18 protein-coding genes are annotated in these 15,828 nt (G+C 65.9%); 10 read left to right on the top strand and 8 right to left on the bottom strand.

From position 1 onward, the window contains the following. Nucleotides 1–11 precede the first annotated feature (11 nt). Both C480_RS13815 and C480_RS13810 read right to left on the bottom strand, forming a co-directional pair. Nucleotides 12–1,073: a phosphotransferase family protein gene (locus C480_RS13815; protein WP_006666231.1), complete on the bottom strand. Its 1,062-nt coding sequence runs from the start codon at nucleotides 1,071–1,073 to the stop codon at nucleotides 12–14. A 156-nt stretch (nucleotides 1,074–1,229) separates the two neighbouring features. After that, on the bottom strand, nucleotides 1,230–1,982 hold the full coding sequence (locus C480_RS13810; RefSeq protein ID WP_006666230.1) for an HAD family hydrolase: 753 nt from the start codon (nucleotides 1,980–1,982) through the stop codon (nucleotides 1,230–1,232). A gap of 287 nt (nucleotides 1,983–2,269) precedes the next feature. On the opposite strand from C480_RS13810, the gene C480_RS13805 reads away from it, so the two are divergent. From C480_RS13805 to C480_RS13795, 3 genes are all read left to right on the top strand, one after another. After that, nucleotides 2,270–3,046 carry an SDR family NAD(P)-dependent oxidoreductase gene (locus C480_RS13805; RefSeq protein WP_006666229.1) on the top strand — a complete coding sequence of 259 codons (777 nt, stop codon included), beginning with the start codon at nucleotides 2,270–2,272 and terminating at the stop codon, nucleotides 3,044–3,046. A gap of 126 nt (nucleotides 3,047–3,172) precedes the next feature. Then, on the top strand, nucleotides 3,173–4,180 hold the full coding sequence (locus C480_RS13800; RefSeq protein WP_049903672.1) for a TIGR04024 family LLM class F420-dependent oxidoreductase: 1,008 nt from the start codon (nucleotides 3,173–3,175) through the stop codon (nucleotides 4,178–4,180). 134 nt (nucleotides 4,181–4,314) lie between these two features. After that, a complete protein-coding gene (locus tag C480_RS13795; protein ID WP_006666227.1) occupies nucleotides 4,315–5,310 on the top strand; it encodes an AIR synthase family protein in 996 nt (331 codons plus the stop codon). Here the strand turns inward: C480_RS13795 and C480_RS13790 are convergent. From C480_RS13790 to C480_RS13780, 3 genes are all read right to left on the bottom strand, one after another. Continuing rightward, nucleotides 5,268–6,308 (bottom strand): ion channel, encoded by a 1,041-nt coding sequence (locus C480_RS13790; protein WP_006666226.1) that lies wholly within the window; start codon nucleotides 6,306–6,308, stop codon nucleotides 5,268–5,270. The genes C480_RS13795 and C480_RS13790 overlap by 43 nt on opposite strands. A gap of 102 nt (nucleotides 6,309–6,410) precedes the next feature. After that, nucleotides 6,411–9,293 carry an AAA domain-containing protein gene (locus C480_RS13785; protein ID WP_006666225.1) on the bottom strand — a complete coding sequence of 961 codons (2,883 nt, stop codon included), beginning with the start codon at nucleotides 9,291–9,293 and terminating at the stop codon, nucleotides 6,411–6,413. A gap of 177 nt (nucleotides 9,294–9,470) precedes the next feature. Beyond that, complete coding sequence (locus tag C480_RS13780; RefSeq protein ID WP_006666224.1) at nucleotides 9,471–9,749, bottom strand: hypothetical protein; 279 nt, start codon at nucleotides 9,747–9,749, stop codon at nucleotides 9,471–9,473. 104 nt (nucleotides 9,750–9,853) lie between these two features. On the opposite strand from C480_RS13780, the gene C480_RS13775 reads away from it, so the two are divergent. The 3 genes from C480_RS13775 to C480_RS13765 all read left to right on the top strand — a co-directional run bounded on the left by C480_RS13775 (nucleotide 9,854) and on the right by C480_RS13765 (nucleotide 11,211). Beyond that, nucleotides 9,854–10,405: a hypothetical protein gene (locus C480_RS13775; protein WP_006666223.1), complete on the top strand. Its 552-nt coding sequence runs from the start codon at nucleotides 9,854–9,856 to the stop codon at nucleotides 10,403–10,405. 93 nt (nucleotides 10,406–10,498) lie between these two features. Further along, nucleotides 10,499–10,999 carry a hypothetical protein gene (locus tag C480_RS13770; RefSeq protein WP_006666222.1) on the top strand — a complete coding sequence of 167 codons (501 nt, stop codon included), beginning with the start codon at nucleotides 10,499–10,501 and terminating at the stop codon, nucleotides 10,997–10,999. Further along, complete coding sequence (locus tag C480_RS13765) at nucleotides 10,996–11,211, top strand: hypothetical protein (RefSeq protein WP_006666221.1); 216 nt, start codon at nucleotides 10,996–10,998, stop codon at nucleotides 11,209–11,211. Before C480_RS13770 ends, C480_RS13765 begins: the two co-directional genes overlap by 4 nt. Nucleotides 11,212–11,249: 38 nt before the next feature. Here the strand turns inward: C480_RS13765 and C480_RS13760 are convergent, their stop codons facing one another. From C480_RS13760 to C480_RS23500, 3 genes are read right to left on the bottom strand one after another with little or no spacing between them, the layout of a single operon-like run. Next, nucleotides 11,250–12,212, bottom strand: coding sequence for a zinc-dependent metalloprotease (locus C480_RS13760; protein ID WP_006666220.1), 963 nt, complete (start codon nucleotides 12,210–12,212; stop codon nucleotides 11,250–11,252). A gap of 58 nt (nucleotides 12,213–12,270) precedes the next feature. After that, on the bottom strand, nucleotides 12,271–12,606 hold the full coding sequence (locus C480_RS13755) for a hypothetical protein (RefSeq protein ID WP_006666219.1): 336 nt from the start codon (nucleotides 12,604–12,606) through the stop codon (nucleotides 12,271–12,273). A 25-nt stretch (nucleotides 12,607–12,631) separates the two neighbouring features. Next, nucleotides 12,632–12,775, bottom strand: a complete 144-nt coding sequence (locus tag C480_RS23500) for a hypothetical protein (RefSeq protein ID WP_161607009.1) — start codon at nucleotides 12,773–12,775, stop codon at nucleotides 12,632–12,634. A gap of 271 nt (nucleotides 12,776–13,046) precedes the next feature. Between C480_RS23500 and C480_RS13750 the strand changes: the two genes are divergently transcribed. The 4 genes from C480_RS13750 (at nucleotide 13,047) to C480_RS13740 (ending at nucleotide 15,806) form a co-directional block, all read left to right on the top strand. Next, entirely contained in the window at nucleotides 13,047–13,283 is a 237-nt protein-coding gene (locus C480_RS13750; RefSeq protein WP_006666218.1) for an LSM domain-containing protein, read from the top strand. Beyond that, nucleotides 13,280–13,456, top strand: coding sequence for a 50S ribosomal protein L37e (locus tag C480_RS22260; protein WP_006108486.1), 177 nt, complete (start codon nucleotides 13,280–13,282; stop codon nucleotides 13,454–13,456). Before C480_RS13750 ends, C480_RS22260 begins: the two co-directional genes overlap by 4 nt. A 267-nt stretch (nucleotides 13,457–13,723) precedes the next feature. Further along, nucleotides 13,724–14,929, top strand: coding sequence for a threonine synthase (locus C480_RS13745; protein ID WP_049903715.1), 1,206 nt, complete (start codon nucleotides 13,724–13,726; stop codon nucleotides 14,927–14,929). Between the two features lie 169 nt (nucleotides 14,930–15,098). Next, nucleotides 15,099–15,806 carry a phosphoglycerol geranylgeranyltransferase gene (locus C480_RS13740; protein ID WP_006666216.1) on the top strand — a complete coding sequence of 236 codons (708 nt, stop codon included), beginning with the start codon at nucleotides 15,099–15,101 and terminating at the stop codon, nucleotides 15,804–15,806. Nucleotides 15,807–15,828: the final 22 nt, after the last annotated feature.

Genomic DNA, 15,828 nt, shown 5'->3' with positions numbered 1-15,828 from the left:
GATGCCACCCCCTAGAGCGGTTCGTCGCCCTCGATAATCCGCTGTGCGCGCGCGGCGAGCGCCGGAACGCGGTCTTCCATCTGCGGATACATCGGATCGTCGCTGTTACCCTCGAGATACCGCCGGAAGAACATCTCGCCGAGTCCGGCCAGTTTGTAGACCGCCAGCGCGCGGTAGAACCGCTCGTGTTCGAACTCGAATCCAGTCCGTGACTCCCAGCGTGCGACGAGTTCGCGGCGAGTCGAGTACCCCTTGCGCTCCATGAACCGGTTGGTGAGTTCCGGGATCGCCGGCTCGGGGTCCTTCGCGTCGCGCCAGTAAGAGAGCATCCAGCCCAGGTCGGCCCGCGGATCGCCGAGCGTGGCCATCTCCCAGTCGAAGACGCCGATCAGCTCGGGCGGCTCGTCGGGACCGAACACCACGTTATCGAGCTTGTAATCGCCGTGGACGAGCGTGTGGGGGTGTGACTCGGGTACGTGTTCCTGCAGCCAGGAGCCGACCTCGTAGAGGGCGGGCACCTCGCGCTCGTCGGCCGTCACCTCGAAAGCCCACATGAGTTGCTGACCCCAGCGTTCGACCTGCCGGTCGGTGTAGCCCGCCGGCCGACCGAACTCGTCGAGTCCGACGGCCTCGTAGTCGACGCCGTGGATCGACGCCAGCGTGTCGACGAGTTCTTCGCCGATCCGCTCGCGGTGCTCGGGGTCGGCGAATCGTGTCGGCTCGCCCTCCCGGAGCACGTCCCCCTCGAGGTGCTCCATGACGTAGAAGTCGCTGCCGATGACGTCGTGGTCGTCGCAGGCGAGCACGGGTTCGGGAACGGGAACGTCGGTGTCGGCGACGGCGTCCGTCACGCGGAACTCGCGCAATACGTCGTGTGCGGTGTCCGCGGTCTCGCCCGGCGGCGGGCGACGGATGACGAGTTCGCGATCGCCCCAGGTGACGAACAGGGTTTCGTTCGAGTGGCCCTCCTGGTGGCGGCTGATCTCGTAGTCCTCGACGGGTTCGAGGTGGTCGGAGAGGTAGGCAACCAGTGCGTCCTCGTCGACGAGGCGCTCGTAGTAGGTGTCGCTCATGGCGCTCGCGCGGTCGTTTCGGGAAGCGAAGCGTCGTTCTCGGCGACCGGTACGCGTGCGGATATCGAATCGCTGGTTGCGCTCGACATTGTCGGTACGACCACCGTCGTTCTTCTTAACGAAAATAGTTACGCCGCGAAAAGAGACTTACAATGTTCACTTCCCAGGGGCCTCCTCAGCGACGATTTCGAGCACTTCGAGCGGCGACGCGATCCGGTAGGCGACCGCCGGCCCGTCGGCAGCCCCGAACGCGACCCCGTGCATCCCCGCCTCGTCGGCACCCTTCACGTCGTGGTCGTACCGGTCGCCGATCATCAGCGCCCGATCCGGGTCGACGCCGGCCTTCTCGAGCGCCGTCCCGAAGATTTCGGGATCGGGTTTGGTGCGTCCGACTTCCTCGGAGGTCGTAATCGAATCGAACCGCTCGCGGACGCCGAACTGGGCGAGCATCTCCCGGCCGGCGTCGTCGTCGACATCGCTGATGACGCCGACGTGAAGGTCTCGCGCGGCGAGTCGTTCGATCGCCTCGACGGCACCCGGAACCGGTTCGATGGCGGACCGGACCGTTTCCTCGAATGCCGGTCGCCACTCCCCCGTCGCAAGCGACTCGCCCGCGACCGCCTCGAACCCCTTCGCGTAGCCGTCCCGGGCCGCTCTGAACTCGGTCCCGTCGCGTTCGCGGAAGAACTCGCCGACGGCTGACCGCCAGGTCTCGACTGCCTCCGCGGTCGACATGTCGAGTTCATTCCGCTCGACGAACTCCTCGATGACGGTCGCGTGAGCGGCCCGAACGGACTCGAGTTCGAGGATGACGCCGCCGATATCCCAGAAGACGGCCTGCCAGTCCCTGTTCGTTCTCTCCCGCCGTCCGTTGACGCCGGAGTCGGTACTGGCGGCTTCGTCACTCATCGTCCCATCTCCCGGCGTGCTCCCCGCTCCCGTGACCGTACCCGTGCCGTCCCCGTCGCTCGGTTCGTCTCATGTCGCTCTCTCCACTCGTCCGCACTCGTGTCGCGAATCGGTGCTGTCATCCACAGGTGCTCCGTCGGCGGTGAACTCGGGCCGCCGTGTGATCGTGACTCCCGGCGGCAACACTTAACAGTGCGGGTTGTTTGCCTACTTTTATTAACAATGTCTGCCTACCACATATCGTTGCTAACAATGGTAGGAAAACAACGGCAGTCGGGTGGTCGCGTATGAGCACAACGCAGTTCGGCGTCGACGGCGACGTCGCGCTCGTGACCGGCTCTTCTTCCGGCATCGGGAAGGCGATCGCCGAGCGGTTCGCCGCGGACGGCGTCGACGTGGTCCTCTGCTCGCGCGAGCAGGGCAACGTCGACCCGGTCGCGGCGGCGATCACCGAAAGCGAGCGCCCCGGCGAGGCGCTGGCCGTCGAATGCGACGTGACCGACCGCGAGGCCGTCGAGGCACTCGTGGAGGCGACCGTCGACGAGTTCGGTGAACTCGACGTGCTGGTGAACAACGCCGGCGCGTCGTTCATGGCCGACTTCGACGACGTGTCACCGAACGGCTGGAAGACCATCGTGGATATCAACCTCCACGGCACGTACAACTGTACGCACGCGGCGGCCGAGCACCTCAAGGACGGCGGTGGCTCGGTCATCAACCTCGCGAGCGTGGCCGGCCAGCGCGGTTCGCCGCTGATGAGCCCCTACGGGGCGGCCAAGGCCGCGGTCGTCAACCTCACGACGACGCTCTCCTACGAGTGGGCCCACGACGACGTGCGCGTCAACTGCATCGCGCCGGGGTTTGTCGCGACGCCGGGCGTCGAGAGCCAGATGGGTGTCTCCGCGGAGAACATCGACCGCGAGGCGGTCGCGCGCCGCATCGGTACCGTCGAAGAGATCGCGGACGTCGCCCAGTTCCTCGCCAGTCCGGCATCGTCGTACGTCGTCGGCGAGACGATTACCGTCCAAGGCGTGCCGCAGATCAGCGAGGACCGCGAGATCTGAGGGGTTGACGGTGCTACTGGCGGTGTCTTCGCTCGTGGTTCTGCGAGCGAGCGTTGGCTAAACCCCGCTCGCTATCGTCAGCAGTTCCCATACACTCAAAAAGCCGTCCTTCGTCTATGATCAATGATGACTGACAGAGACGTTCACCTGCCGGTCGCCGCCCAGCCGAGCGTCGATTCGCTCGTCGAGTACGCTCAGACAGCCGAAGCCGGTGGGTACGACTGCGCCTGGCTCCCCGAAACCTGGGGGCGAGATGCAGTGACGGTTCTGACCGCAATCGCCGAACGAACCGAGACGATCGACATCGGGACGAGCATCGTCAACACCTACTCGCGCTCACCCGCACTACTCGGTCAGACGGCGGCGACGCTCCAGGAAGTCTCCGACGGCCGCTTTCGTCTCGGTCTCGGACCGAGCGGCCCCGTCGTGATCGAAAACTGGCACGGCGTCGCGTACGGCAACCCGCTCAAGCGAACGCGAGAAACCGTCGACATCGTCAAGCAAGTGCTCGCGGGCGAACCGGTCGAATACGACGGCGACGAGTTCAGTCTGTCGGGCTTTCGACTGCGCTCTGCGCCGCCGGACCCCACTCCGCCCGTCGAAGTGACGGGTATGGGACCCAAAGCTGTCGAGCTCGCCGGTCGGTTCGCCGACGGGTGGCACGGCATCATGCTCACGCCCGAGGGCATCTCGGACCGTATCGACGACATCGAACGCGGCGCTGAACTCGGTGACCGCGACCCCGACGACGTGCAGGTCACGACCGGCGTCACGTGCTGTGCGCTCGAGGACGCCGAGCGCGCTCGCGAACTCGCGCGCCAGCACACGGCGTTCTACGTCGGCGGCATGGGCACCTTCTACCGCGACGCGCTCGAGCGCCAGGGGTACGACGAAGCCGCCGACATCCACGACGCCTGGCAGAACGGCGAGCGCGAGCGCGCACTCGAACTCGTCGACGAGGCGATTCTGGACGACCTCTGTGCCGCTGGCAACCCCGAGACGGTGCGAGAGCAGGTTTCCCGGTACGAGGCGGTCGAGGGCGTCGATTCGGTCGCCGTCAGTTTCCCGCGCGGGGCCGACCGGGAGGATATCGAGCGGACGATGGACGTGCTGGCACCCGACGACGCGTCCTAGCACCTGCTCCGTGTCGCCGGTCACTCACCGGTCACTCACCGGTCACTCACCGGGATGTCGGAACCCCGTCCGTTCAACAGCCCTCGACTGTCAACAGCGACAGGTACAAACCCCCGATCCTCCCAGTTCGTGACATGCCCGGCAAGGTGTCTCCGGACGAGCTGCTCGCACACGTCTTCGATCGGACGGGGGCCGACGCGGACGAAACGATCCTGCAGGGCCCCGCAAACGGCGAGGACGCCGCCGCCATCGACTGGCCCGGCGGCGACCTCGTCGTCAGTTCCGATCCGATCTCCCTCGCGGCGTCGCAGGTCGGCTCGCTCGGCGTCTACGTCGCCTGCAACGATATCGCCGCCTCGGGCGCGGACCCGCGCTGGCTCACCGTCGTCATCCTGCTTCCCGACGAGAGCGTCCCGATCGAAACGATCACGACCGGTCTCGATGCCGCCGCCAGCGAAGTCGGCGCATCGATCGTCGGCGGCCACTCCGAGTACGTCGATCAGTTAACCCGCCCGCTCGTCTCGCTGACCGCCATGGGTGCCGCCGCCGAGTTCATCCCGACCGGCGGCGCGTCCCCCGGCGACCGCGTCATCGTCACGAAAGCCGCCGGCGTCGAAGGAACTGCCGTTCTCGCGGCGGACTTCGGCGCTGAACTCGGCGTCGAAGGTGCGGTTTGCGACCGCGCCGCGTCGTTCCTCGACGAGATCAGCGTCGTTCCCGACGCCCGTATCGTCCGCGAGTTCGCGACGGCGATGCACGACCCGACGGAAGGGGGTGTCGCCGCCGGGCTCGTCGAACTCGCTCGCGCGTCCGGCGTCCGTCTCGACGTGGATCCGGACGCGATTCCGGTCCGCGAGGAGACCGCCGAATTGTGTGCGGCCGCGGGCGTCGACCCGCTCCGCATCTTCGGCTCCGGGGCGCTTCTCGCGACCGTCTCGTCGGACTCGGCCGCGGACTGCCTCGCCGAACTCGCGGCGGCGGGTATCGAGGCCGAATCGATCGGCACCGTTCGCGAGCCCGCAGCCGACGCCGGCCCGGCGCTCGAGCTCGGCGACGAGACGATCACGGAACCGGTTCAGGACGACCTCTATCCGCTGTGGGAAGCCGCCGACGCGAGCGACGAGGCGTAATCGTCGTCCGATTCCGTTCCGAGCGCCGCGTCGACCGCCGCGTTCGTCACCAACTGTTCGGGTGAAATAACGACATCCGCGCCGGCCCGTTCGAGCGTCCCGCCCGCCGCCTCGTCGGTAATGACGACGATTTGTACATCCGTGCGCTCTCGTGCCAGAAGCGCAGCGTTCTCATCCGCCGTGACGACGAGGACCGACGACTCCCGCGTCGCGAGTTCGTCGACGACACCGGCGACCGGTTCGGCGGCCCCGAGAACGACGATGCGCTCGCGCGAGGCGGTCGAGCGACCCCGGGCCGCCGCTCGCCGGCCGGTCCGCCGAAGGTGCGCCTCGAGAATCGGGCCGAACAGACTCCCGGCGGCGACGGCGACGGTCGCCGGTCCGAGGAGGACCAGCGAGATAGCGAACAGCCGACCGGCCTCGCTCGTCGCGTGCACGTCGCCGTAGCCGACCGTGCTCACCGTCACGATGGTGAAGTAGGTCGCATCGACCACGGTGTGTAACTCGCTGAAATCGTGTCGAAGCGTGTACGCGCCGGCGATGCCGTAACAGCACACGCCGACGATCGCGACGAGGCTGCCGAGTTGCGTCGGCGTCAGTGAACTCGAGCGAGTAAACCGGGCGCTCGTGACGGCCAGGACGACGAGCCCGCCGATCGAAAGGACGACCAGCGGAACCGAGAGCAACCGCGACTGGACGATACCGTGGGCGGCCACGAGGACGACGAGGACCGACGCGGCCAGGTACGCGAGCCGATAGCCCCGGCGCATCCCCCAGGCGGTGACCAGCAGGGCGAACCCGAGCAGCGTGCCGCTGAACTCGGCGACCGACCGGAGCGCACCGAGCGGGCCGCCGGTCTGAAGCGCTGGCTGCGTGAGGATGGCGAGGACGCCGGTCGCGATGGACACGAGCGCGATGGCGGTGACGAGTTGGACGACGGCGCGGGCGCTGGGGCGACGCTGGCGCGGTACCGGGTTCCGGATGCTCCGATCGGGCATAGGAGATCCACACTGCCGACCGCGGTAAAGATAGAGGGGAACCGAGGGCGGGACCACTGCGACTGCGACTGAGTTCACCGGCCGTCTTCGCCGGAACGTCAGTCAGCGTCGCGCCCACTCGAGCATCCGCGAGTAGACCGGGTCGGTCGCGAGCGCGTTCGCGTCGCCGACGAGGACGAGCGCGCGCTTCGGACGCGTCAGCGCGACGTTGATCCGCCGGTAGTCCTCGAAGATCGGTCCCTCGAGCGAATCCGTCGCGGTGAAGGAGACGATGATGACCTCCTGACTCGAGCCCTGGAACCGGTCGACCGTATCGACCGCGACCTCCTCCGGCACGTGCTTCGACAGCTCCGAGACCTGCGCGCGAAACGGCGCAATGACGCCGATATCCGCAGCGTCGAGGCCGGCGGCCCGGTACTCTTCGACCATCTCCGCGATGCGAGCCGCTTCCTCGCCGTCCGTGTACCGGCTGCCGTCGCCGTCGACATCGACGAACGTGACGGCATCCCGGAGTTCAGGTGGCAGATCTTCGCGGGCGACGCCCGAGAGATCGTCGAGCGTCCGTCCCGCAACGTCGCCGGTCGCAGGGCGGAGCTTGCCGTCGTAGAACTCTTGCGAGGCGAACGCCTGGATGCGCTGGTTCATTCGGTACTGCTTGGTGAGCATGACGCCCGCCTCAGGGTAGCGATCGACGAGCCGTTCGAACAGCGATTCGGTGAGGTCCGCCGCGCGGGGCTCGTCGCCGTTCGCACCGCTCGAGACGCGTCGTGTCCCTCCCTCGGACTGGACGACCGGCGGCAACTGCTCGTGGTCGCCGACCAGAACGAACCGATCCGCGAGGTTGATCGCCGCGTGCGTGCCGGGCTCGGTGAGCTGTGCGGCCTCGTCGACCAGCGCCGCGTCGAAACGCTGTTCTTTCATGACCCGCGAGCCGCAGGTCGCAGTCGTCGCCGCGACGACCTGTGCGTTCTGCAGCGTGGCGGCGCGCTCGCCGGGTTCACCCGCTCGATCGAGCCGGTAGGGTTGCATGTCCTCGCGGACGCCGCTCTCGGAGCCGACGCGGACGATCCGTTCTTCTTCGATCACTCCGTCAAGCTGGTCGAGCAGCGCCTCTAAGGCGTTATCGACCGCGCGGTTCGTAAACGCCGAGAGAAGGACGCGCTCCCCGCGCTCGACCATCGCGCGGATCGCGCGAGCGATGGTGTACGTCTTGCCCGTGCCGGGCGGCCCGTGGATCAGCGCGCAGTCGTCCGCACCGACGGCCTTCCGCACGGCCTCGTCCTGGGCGTCGTTGTTCGGGATGAACGTCTCTTCGAGCGGCTCGAACTCGGGCTCGGCGCGATCGAACAGCACGTCCTTCTGGCGCTCGTCCCCTTTCAGGAGCGCATCGTGTAACGCGGCGAGGAGCCGATCGGTCGTGAGTTCGGAGGGATAGACGTCCAGCCTGGTGACTTCGACCGGCTCGTCCGCCGTGAGCAGGATCTCGTCCTCGTCCAACCGTTCGATGCGGGCGAGTTCAGCGCTGCCGCGAACGGGGTGGCCGTCGCTCGCGAGCACCAGGTCCCCTTCTCGGAGTTTCGATGTCGCACCGCCGGTTCGACGCGCGCGGAGTTCCCAGCGGCCTTCCGCGAGTTCGGTGCTCTCGAGGAACGCGAGGTCGATCAGCGCGCGGTCGTCGTCGGCCCGCTCCTGGGCGTCCTGCTCCCAGAGTTTGGCGAACTCGCGGTGGACCGCCCGCCGTTCTGCCTCGATGGCGCGGTAGAAGCGCTCGAAGTACTCGCGTTCCGCGGCGGGGAGCGCCTGGCCGATCTGGCCGGCCTTCGACTCCTGGTCGAGGCGGCCCGAGACGACCATGCAGGTGTCCTGCTCGAAGCAGTACTCGCACTTGGCCGAGCCCTCGTAGCCGGTCGGTACGTCTCCCGAAACCTCCATCGCGGCGAGTTCGTTGCGCAGGCGGACGACGAACTTGAGGAGGCCGTCGCCCATCGAGAACTCCTTTGCGGGGGTGAGATCGCCGGTCTCCTCGTTGCGGTCGAGTGCCGAATTCTTGGTGTAGAGGAGGGTACCGGTGTCGACGTCGCCGCCGTGTTCCTCGAGCAAGAGCGCGTAGCAGGCGGCCTGCACCTTGTCCTTGAACCGCGGCTCCTTTTTCAGGTTCTTGCCGGTCTTGAGTTCGACCGGCGCGCCGCGGCGGACGGCGTCGGCGCGCCCGCGGATGCCGAAGGTCTCGCTGATGAGCAGTTGCTCGGACCGCCAGCTACTCTCCGCGGGCGTAAACGCCGCCTCCGAGTCGTCGTCGGCTGTCACAGCCGTCTCTTCGTTCTCCGCCGTCAGGCGACCCTGCTCGAGCCAGCCCTCGATCGCCGTCGCGTTCTCTCGAACGTCCTCGGCGACCGCGTCGGCCGTCTCGCCGAGCAACCCGAGTTCGAGCCCGCGCTCTTCCACGCGGGCGTCGATGGATTCCTCCAGATCGCGCCCGCGCAGCAGGTCACCGAAGACCTCGTGGACGAGCGTCCCCTTCACGACCGGGTAGTTGAGCGGAACGCCGGAGAGCTTGTTCAGATAGTAGAGGCGCGGACACTCCACCCAGCTGCGGATCGCCGTCACGTTGACGTGGAAACTCGGCGCGACGACGACGTATGAATCGCCGGTCGTCGCGTACCGCTGCTCGCCCCTGAACTCGTCTTCCTCGGCGTCGGTGACGAGCAGTTCCATCCCGGGTTCGAGCAGTTCGGCGGATTCGGTCCACTTGTTCCAGAGGGTGATCGTGGTCGGGTCAGCTGCGCGAGCGGCACCGTCGCTGAGCGTCCCACCATCGGTCTCCGTCTCAGCCGCATCGAACGGCGAGGTGGTCGCCGTTACGTCGTCGAGGTGGTCGCTTTCGACGGCGAGTCGAACCGGGACCTCGGCGAGTTCGCTCTCGCCGTAGCTCGTCGACACTGTCCGCACCTCGACGTCACCCGCGACAGTTCCGCGTACGTGCACGGCTATCTATCAGGGGCCGAACGATCAAAAACGCTATCGGTCGCGATCGGGGACGAAAACGAGGGCACGGTACGAGTTCAGGACGGGGACGGGAACGGTGACGGGTCCGCACTCACCGCACACTCACCACGTCACAATTCAGTCGCCAGATATCCATCAGAACCACAACACCCAGCGTCAGAACGGGCCTCGAGAGCCGGTCCCCTGTCGCTCGACGCCCGACTCGAGTCGCCAGAGCCGATACGCGGCTGCGTGATGGCCCAGTGCGACGACGGTGAATCCGAGCATCGCGAGCGTGAATCCGACCGCGATGAGCGGAGACACGTCGTTGACGTAACTATTCCAGAGTTGCCCGACCGCGAGGACGAGCGGAACGACCGAGAGAAGTGAACTCGAGACCGGCCGCGCGCGAAATAGTTCGATGACCGTACGACCGCGAGCGGATATCTTGTCCATGCCGAATCTTACCTGCCCTGACTGCGGAACCACTGTATTCCTTTTGATCCCCGACGCTCACCGGGACCGATACGTTCATTCGCCTCGCGTTCCAACGGTGAGATATGCGGATTCGCGAGTGGCAGGACGTACTCGAGGATGTCACCGAACGGAACGTCGACCCCGAAGACTGGCGTGCAGTTGCCGGCGACCGGGCCGGCGGCGTCGGCGAAGACATGTACCTCGCGCATCCCCGCGCCGGCGTCTTCTTTCTCAAGACGTACGCGAAAAACCCCTACGAGGTCCGCGGCGTCGGGACGCAGGTCGCCCGCAATCTCGACGACGAAATCGGCTCGTTCATGCCCCGAGAAGAGTCGGGGGGTCGCTTCGCCGTCCAGTCGCCACCCGAGGACGAGGACCAGGCCGAAACCGTCTCGAAACGCCTCCAGACCGTTCTCGAGACGCACTCGGACGCGCCGACGCGACCCCAGGATCTCTTCGACGACGTCATGGACGCCCTGGAGAGTCCCGCGTTCGGTCCGATGGAGTACGACCAGTACGACCGCCCGGACGAACTCGACGACCTCGCAGACCGCTTCGAAGAAGCCGACGAGTTGCTCCACGCCGAACTCGACGAGTTGATCGAAACGGACGCGGTCGATCGCGGGTTTATGTAGTTCGACGGGACGGTAGCGCCAGCGGCGGGCACCCTGCGGTCATCCGATGCGCCTTTGAGACCGGCCTTCGACAGGACGAACGAGAAACGAACCATGACCGCGAGCGCCGAGGCCACGATCCGAGACTACTACGACGCGCTTCGTGACGGCGATCCGCTCGTGCCGTACTTTCGGCGGAGCGATTCCACGGTCAAGTTCGCCATCAGCGAGGCGCTGTTCGGTCACGACGACATCGGGGCTGCCCTCCGCGAGCAGACCGAAACGACCGCGGAGTGGACGATCGAGAGTTCACACCTCGTCGTCACCGAACGCGATTCCTGTGCGACGTTCGCCGACGAGGTCGCGATGGCGTGGACGGACACTGAAACCGGCAAGCGCCGACAGTTCGAGACGCGCTGGAGCGGCACGCTGATCGTGAACTCGGCGACGGGCGATACCGAGGCGGACGGAGCGCCTACGGGGACCGAACGCGAGGCTGCGTCCGAGCGTGAGACGGACGCGGAGGCGGAGACGGAAACGGAAACGGAAACGGAAACGACCGACCGCGGGTGGGAATTCGTGTCGATGCACGTGAGTACCGCGGACGAGGTATGAGCCGGCGACGCGGGCCGCGCTCCGATTCGAACGAGGGGAATCAGCGCCGCCTCAGACAGCTCGGAGCCGCGTTCGTCCTGCTAGTGGGACTGTCTGGCGGCACGATGGCGTTACAGGGCGGCGCATCGCTGCTAACCGCTGGAGCGGTGATTCTCGGGTGCCTGGTAGCCGGAAGCGTCCTGTTGTGGTATCTTCACTGGATCGTGCAATAGCCGGCGGCCGGCGTCCCGACAGTCGAGTACAGCCCGACTCAGCGTTCGACCCGCTGGATCCACAGCCCCGGCGAATCGAGTTCATCGTGGGTCGGCAGGTTCTCGGGCCGATCCCAGACCAGGCTGGCCGTCTCGAGGTCGCGAACGGCGATGACGTGCTCGAAGAACTGCTTGCCGCGTTCGTACTGGCGCTGTTTGAGGCCGAGACCGAGGAGTCGTCGGAAGAGTTTCTGCAGCGGTCCGCGACCCTGCCGGCGAGCGTCGAGCTTTCGCCGGAGATCCGCGTACTCGTCGTCGAAGGCGTGGTCCATCAAGAGTTCGGCGTAGCCCTCGACGACGGTCATCGCGGCGTCGAGGTCGCGGAACGCGTCGCGGTCGAACGAGCCGTCCGAGAGGGCGGCGATGCCCGACTCCATGCGCGCCTCGAGGTGGTCGGAGAGCCACGGCGCGGCACCGAACTCGGCGGCGTGGGTCACCTCGTGGAAGGCGATCCAGCGCCGGAACCGGTCCGGATCGACATCGAGCACGTCGGCGGCGTTGAGGATGTTCGGCCGAACGAAGTACAGCGCGTGGTCGTCGGCGGGCGTCTCCGCGAGCAAGAGCGGGTCGTACTGACCCAGAACGTTGCGGCCGAGAAAGGCGAGAAGAACGGTCATCGTCCCCGTGTTGATCGTGCGGGCGACGCCGGGGAACGTCTCGGTGTGGGTCTCGAGCGTTCCCATCACGCGCTCGAAGGTGGCGACGTTGGCGTCGATCCAGTGGTGGCGGTTCTGGATCTCGATGGTCTCCGGCACGTCGAACTCGACGTCGGCGGCCGTCTGCACGGCGCTTCGGGCCTCCCGAACGTCGCGGGCGTAGCCCTCGCGCTCGCCGCTACTCAGCGAAAGCGAACCGGGGTCAGTCGCCGCCTTCGCAGCGTCGGCCGCGGACTGCCAGTCGATCGCGTCGTCCCCGGTCCCGGATGCGCCGGCGACGGTCCGGGCGCTACGATAAAGATTCACGGGAGTCGGTACGAGTGGCAGGCGCAAAAGCGTTCGGCTCGGTCCGCTCAGTTGGCGTTCAGTTGACGACGATGTCGGGTTCCGTCTCCGTCTCGTACTCCGAGTCCGCCTCGTCGTCGCCTCGGTACTTCTTGACCGCAACACCGGCAGCGACGAGCAACGCGAGCGCAACGAGCGCACCGACGGCACCTGAACTCGAGCCGCCGTCGCCCTCGTCCGGTTCGTCTCCGATGGCTGCAGCCTCTTCGCGTTCCCTCGCCTCGTCTGCCTCCGCGGGTCCGGGTTCGTGCTCTGGTTCGGACTCGCCAAAGGGGAGCGCGTTGCTGACCGCACCCGGTGCGAACTGATCGCCGTCGATGTGTAACTCGAGGATCGTGAACTTCTTGTCACCCATAGTCGGCCTCTCAACGAGTGTCCACTTAGCGGTTTGGATCGGGTAGATAGGGCGCGCCGACGGCGTCGTCCGCGATCGACTTCTCGAGACGAGTCCGCCAGCAACCCGCAACCGGAGAGCGTGATGGATGCTCCGGTGCAGCGCCGGGCAAAATCGTTCTCCGTCTCATGGTGAGTCTCGTCGCCGATATACGAAATAGCAGTTTGAGTTAGATACAACACGGTTGCTATAGTCGCCACTGAAAGCCAGTGAATACCTGATCGCACGACGGCTGTACGATCAGTGTGTAAATCGTTTCAGTTGCTACGACATTATATTTCCGACCGAACCGGTGCAGAAATAGAATCGTCCGCGACAGCGCTACCTGAATGGTGTTTCGAGCGCGAAAGAGACGGATTCGGACCGGTACGATTAAGTGTCCATCACCTGCGCTCTTTCGTATGAGTGGACGACCGCTTGACGTTCTCGAGGCGTCACTCGGCGAACGAGTTACGGTGCGACTCAAGAGTGGCGACGAGTACGTCGGTGAACTCGGCGGCTACGATCAGCATATGAACCTCGTCCTCGAGGATGCGACGAACGCAGCCGACAGTGACGAAACCGAGCCGGCAACTGCGGAGTCGGTCGAAGACACAACCATTATACGCGGCGATAACGTCGTTTCGATCACTCCATGACTGGTGCAGGAACCCCGAGCCAAGGAAAGAAGAACAAGACGACCCACACCAAGTGTCGTCGCTGCGGAGAGAAGTCCTACCACACGAAAAAGAAGGTTTGTTCCTCGTGTGGCTTCGGCAAGTCGGCAAAGCGACGTGACTACGAGTGGCAGTCGAAGACCGGCGACAACTGAGTTGCGCCGCCGCGACACTCGATCGCTGACGCTACTCTCATTGTACTTCGTACTTGTGGCTGCCGAGTAGACCACACGGCACCACCGTTTACACACCGATCCAGCGGTTGCGAGTTCACTGTGCACTTCCATCGACGGACAGGAAAGCCATTAGTCTCACGCGCCGAACGCTTGGGTATGACGACTGAGACGGACCCCGATCGCGATTCGGACGCAGGGACGGACGGGAAGCCAGTCACGGACGGCGGCGCGGGGACGGACGCCGGTATCGAAACGACAGCCGCCTTTACCGGCCTCGAGTGTCGCGACTGTGGCACTCGTTTCGACTCCGACGAGGCGACCCACCGGTGTCCTAACGCCGACTGCGACGGCATCCTCGATCCGACCTACGACTACGACGCTCTCGGCGCTGCGCTCGATCGCGAGACGCTCTCCTCGCGTCCCTTCGAGTCGCTGTGGCGCTACGAGGAACTGCTGCCGTTCACCCGCGATGGCGCCGTTTCGATGGACGAGGGCGCGACGCCGCTCGTCGACTGCCCGAAACTGGCGGACGAAATGGGCGTCGAACGCGTGCTCATCAAAGACGAGGGACGGAATCCGACGGGGACGTTCAAGGACCGCGGCCAGACCCTCGCCGTCACCGCCGCACTGCGACACGGCGCGACCGACGTGGCTCTGGCCTCCGCGGGCAACGCCGGCCAGTCGGCCTCGGCCTACGCCGGCCGCGCCGGACTCGACTCTCACATCTATCTGCCCTCGCGCTCCGGCTTTACGAACAAGGCGATGGTCAACGTCCACGGCGGCGACATGAACGTCGTGGGCGGCCGGATCGACGCCGCCGGTGCCGCCTTCGAGGAAGGCCTCGCCGAACACGACGAGTGGTACCCCCTTCAGACGTTCGTCACCCCCTACCGCCACGAGGGCACGAAGACGATGTACTACGAACTCGTCGAACAGCTGGACTGGGAGGTTCCCGACGCGATCTGTTACCCCACCGGCGGGGGCGTCGGCCTCGTCGCCATGTACAAGGCCGCCCAAGAGTTCACTGAACTCGGACTCACCGATGAACTCCCCGGCTTCTACGCGGCTCAGTCGGCGGGTTGTGCGCCGATCGTCGAGGCCTACGACGAAGATTGGGATGAACACGAACCGGTCGAGACGCCGGATACGATCTGTGGCGGGATCGAAATTCCCGATCCCGGCGCGAGTTCGTGGGTCCTCGAGGCGATCCGCGAGAGCGACGGCGGCGCAGTGGCGACGGACGACACAGAGATCCTGGACGCGGCGACGCAGGTCGCCCAGCACGAAGGGCTCGAGATGATTCCGACCGCCGCGGCGGCGGCCAGTGGCGCGTGGGAACTCGCAGAGCGCGGCGAGTTCAGCGGCGACGAGACGGTCGTCATCCTCAATACGGGGACGGGGAACAAGGAGGCGGACGTGTTGCGCAGTCACCTGATGAGCCAAGGGATCTGAGTATAGGGCCAACTGCAACGAGTTGCGCGCCGATCCCGTAGTCGTCGGTCGGGGTGCAGCGACTACTATAGCGGGTATCGGACGGCTGCGGTACGGTCTCGCGTACCAGCATTCGCCGCGCCTTGACCGTTTCGTAGCGTTTTTCTCGACTCTCGGGAAACGGGGCGGTATGACTACTGCTCCACCCTGGGACGAGTGGAACCACATTCTCAAGATCGATCCCGACAAGGACCTCCCCGAGGGTGTCACCTACGGCGATCTCTGTGCGACCGGCACCGACGCGATCGAAGTCGGCGGCACGATGGGTATCACCGAGGAGAACATGGAAGCCGTCGTCGAGGCCTGTGCCGAACACGACGTACCGCTCTATCAGGAGCCGTCGAGTCCCGACGTGGTCATCGATAATCGGGCGCTCGAGGGGTATCTCATCCCGACCGTCTTCAACGCCGGGTCGCCGTTCTGGATCACCGGCGCGCACAAGGAGTGGGTTCGCCTCGACAACGGCCTCGACTGGGACCGGACGACAACCGAGGCGTACATCGTGATGAACCCCGAGGCTGACGTGGCCACTTACACCGAGGCCGACTGCAACCTCTCGGCCGAGGATGTCGGCGCGTACGCCGAGGTCGCGGAACGGATGTTTGGCCAGGAGATCGTCTACGTCGAGTATTCCGGGATGCTCGGCGACGAGGCTGTCGTTGAAGCCGCAGGGGATGCAGTCGATGACGCGACACTGTTCTACGGCGGCGGCATCCACGACTACGAGTCGGCCCACTCGATGGCCCAGTACGCGGACGTGATCGTCGTCGGCGACCTCGCTCACGACGAGGGCGTCGAGGCGGTTCGCGAGACGGTGGAAGCGGCGTCAGACGCCTAATTCGAACAGTAGATGTAGATAG

Source organism: Natrialba aegyptia DSM 13077 (assembly GCF_000337535.1).
Classification (GTDB): Archaea; Halobacteriota; Halobacteria; order Halobacteriales; family Natrialbaceae; genus Natrialba; species Natrialba aegyptia.
This window is presented reverse-complemented; position numbering and strand designations above follow the sequence as displayed.

Bases quoted from the DNA above. Each gene is read 5' to 3' on its own strand.
- C480_RS13815 (WP_006666231.1), bottom strand. From the start codon at position 1,073: ATGAGCGACACCTACTACGAGCGCCTCGTCGACGAGGACGCACTGGTT.
- C480_RS13810 (WP_006666230.1), bottom strand. From the start codon at position 1,982: ATGAGTGACGAAGCCGCCAGTACCGACTCCGGCGTCAACGGACGGCGG.
- C480_RS13805 (WP_006666229.1), top strand. From the start codon at position 2,270: ATGAGCACAACGCAGTTCGGCGTCGACGGCGACGTCGCGCTCGTGACC.
- C480_RS13800 (WP_049903672.1), top strand. From the start codon at position 3,173: ATGACTGACAGAGACGTTCACCTGCCGGTCGCCGCCCAGCCGAGCGTC.
- C480_RS13795 (WP_006666227.1), top strand. From the start codon at position 4,315: ATGCCCGGCAAGGTGTCTCCGGACGAGCTGCTCGCACACGTCTTCGAT.
- C480_RS13790 (WP_006666226.1), bottom strand. From the start codon at position 6,308: ATGCCCGATCGGAGCATCCGGAACCCGGTACCGCGCCAGCGTCGCCCC.
- C480_RS13780 (WP_006666224.1), bottom strand. From the start codon at position 9,749: ATGGACAAGATATCCGCTCGCGGTCGTACGGTCATCGAACTATTTCGC.
- C480_RS13775 (WP_006666223.1), top strand. From the start codon at position 9,854: ATGCGGATTCGCGAGTGGCAGGACGTACTCGAGGATGTCACCGAACGG.
- C480_RS13770 (WP_006666222.1), top strand. From the start codon at position 10,499: ATGACCGCGAGCGCCGAGGCCACGATCCGAGACTACTACGACGCGCTT.
- C480_RS13765 (WP_006666221.1), top strand. From the start codon at position 10,996: ATGAGCCGGCGACGCGGGCCGCGCTCCGATTCGAACGAGGGGAATCAG.
- C480_RS13755 (WP_006666219.1), bottom strand. From the start codon at position 12,606: ATGGGTGACAAGAAGTTCACGATCCTCGAGTTACACATCGACGGCGAT.
- C480_RS23500 (WP_161607009.1), bottom strand. From the start codon at position 12,775: ATGAGACGGAGAACGATTTTGCCCGGCGCTGCACCGGAGCATCCATCA.
- C480_RS13750 (WP_006666218.1), top strand. From the start codon at position 13,047: ATGAGTGGACGACCGCTTGACGTTCTCGAGGCGTCACTCGGCGAACGA.
- C480_RS22260 (WP_006108486.1), top strand. From the start codon at position 13,280: ATGACTGGTGCAGGAACCCCGAGCCAAGGAAAGAAGAACAAGACGACC.
- C480_RS13740 (WP_006666216.1), top strand. From the start codon at position 15,099: ATGACTACTGCTCCACCCTGGGACGAGTGGAACCACATTCTCAAGATC.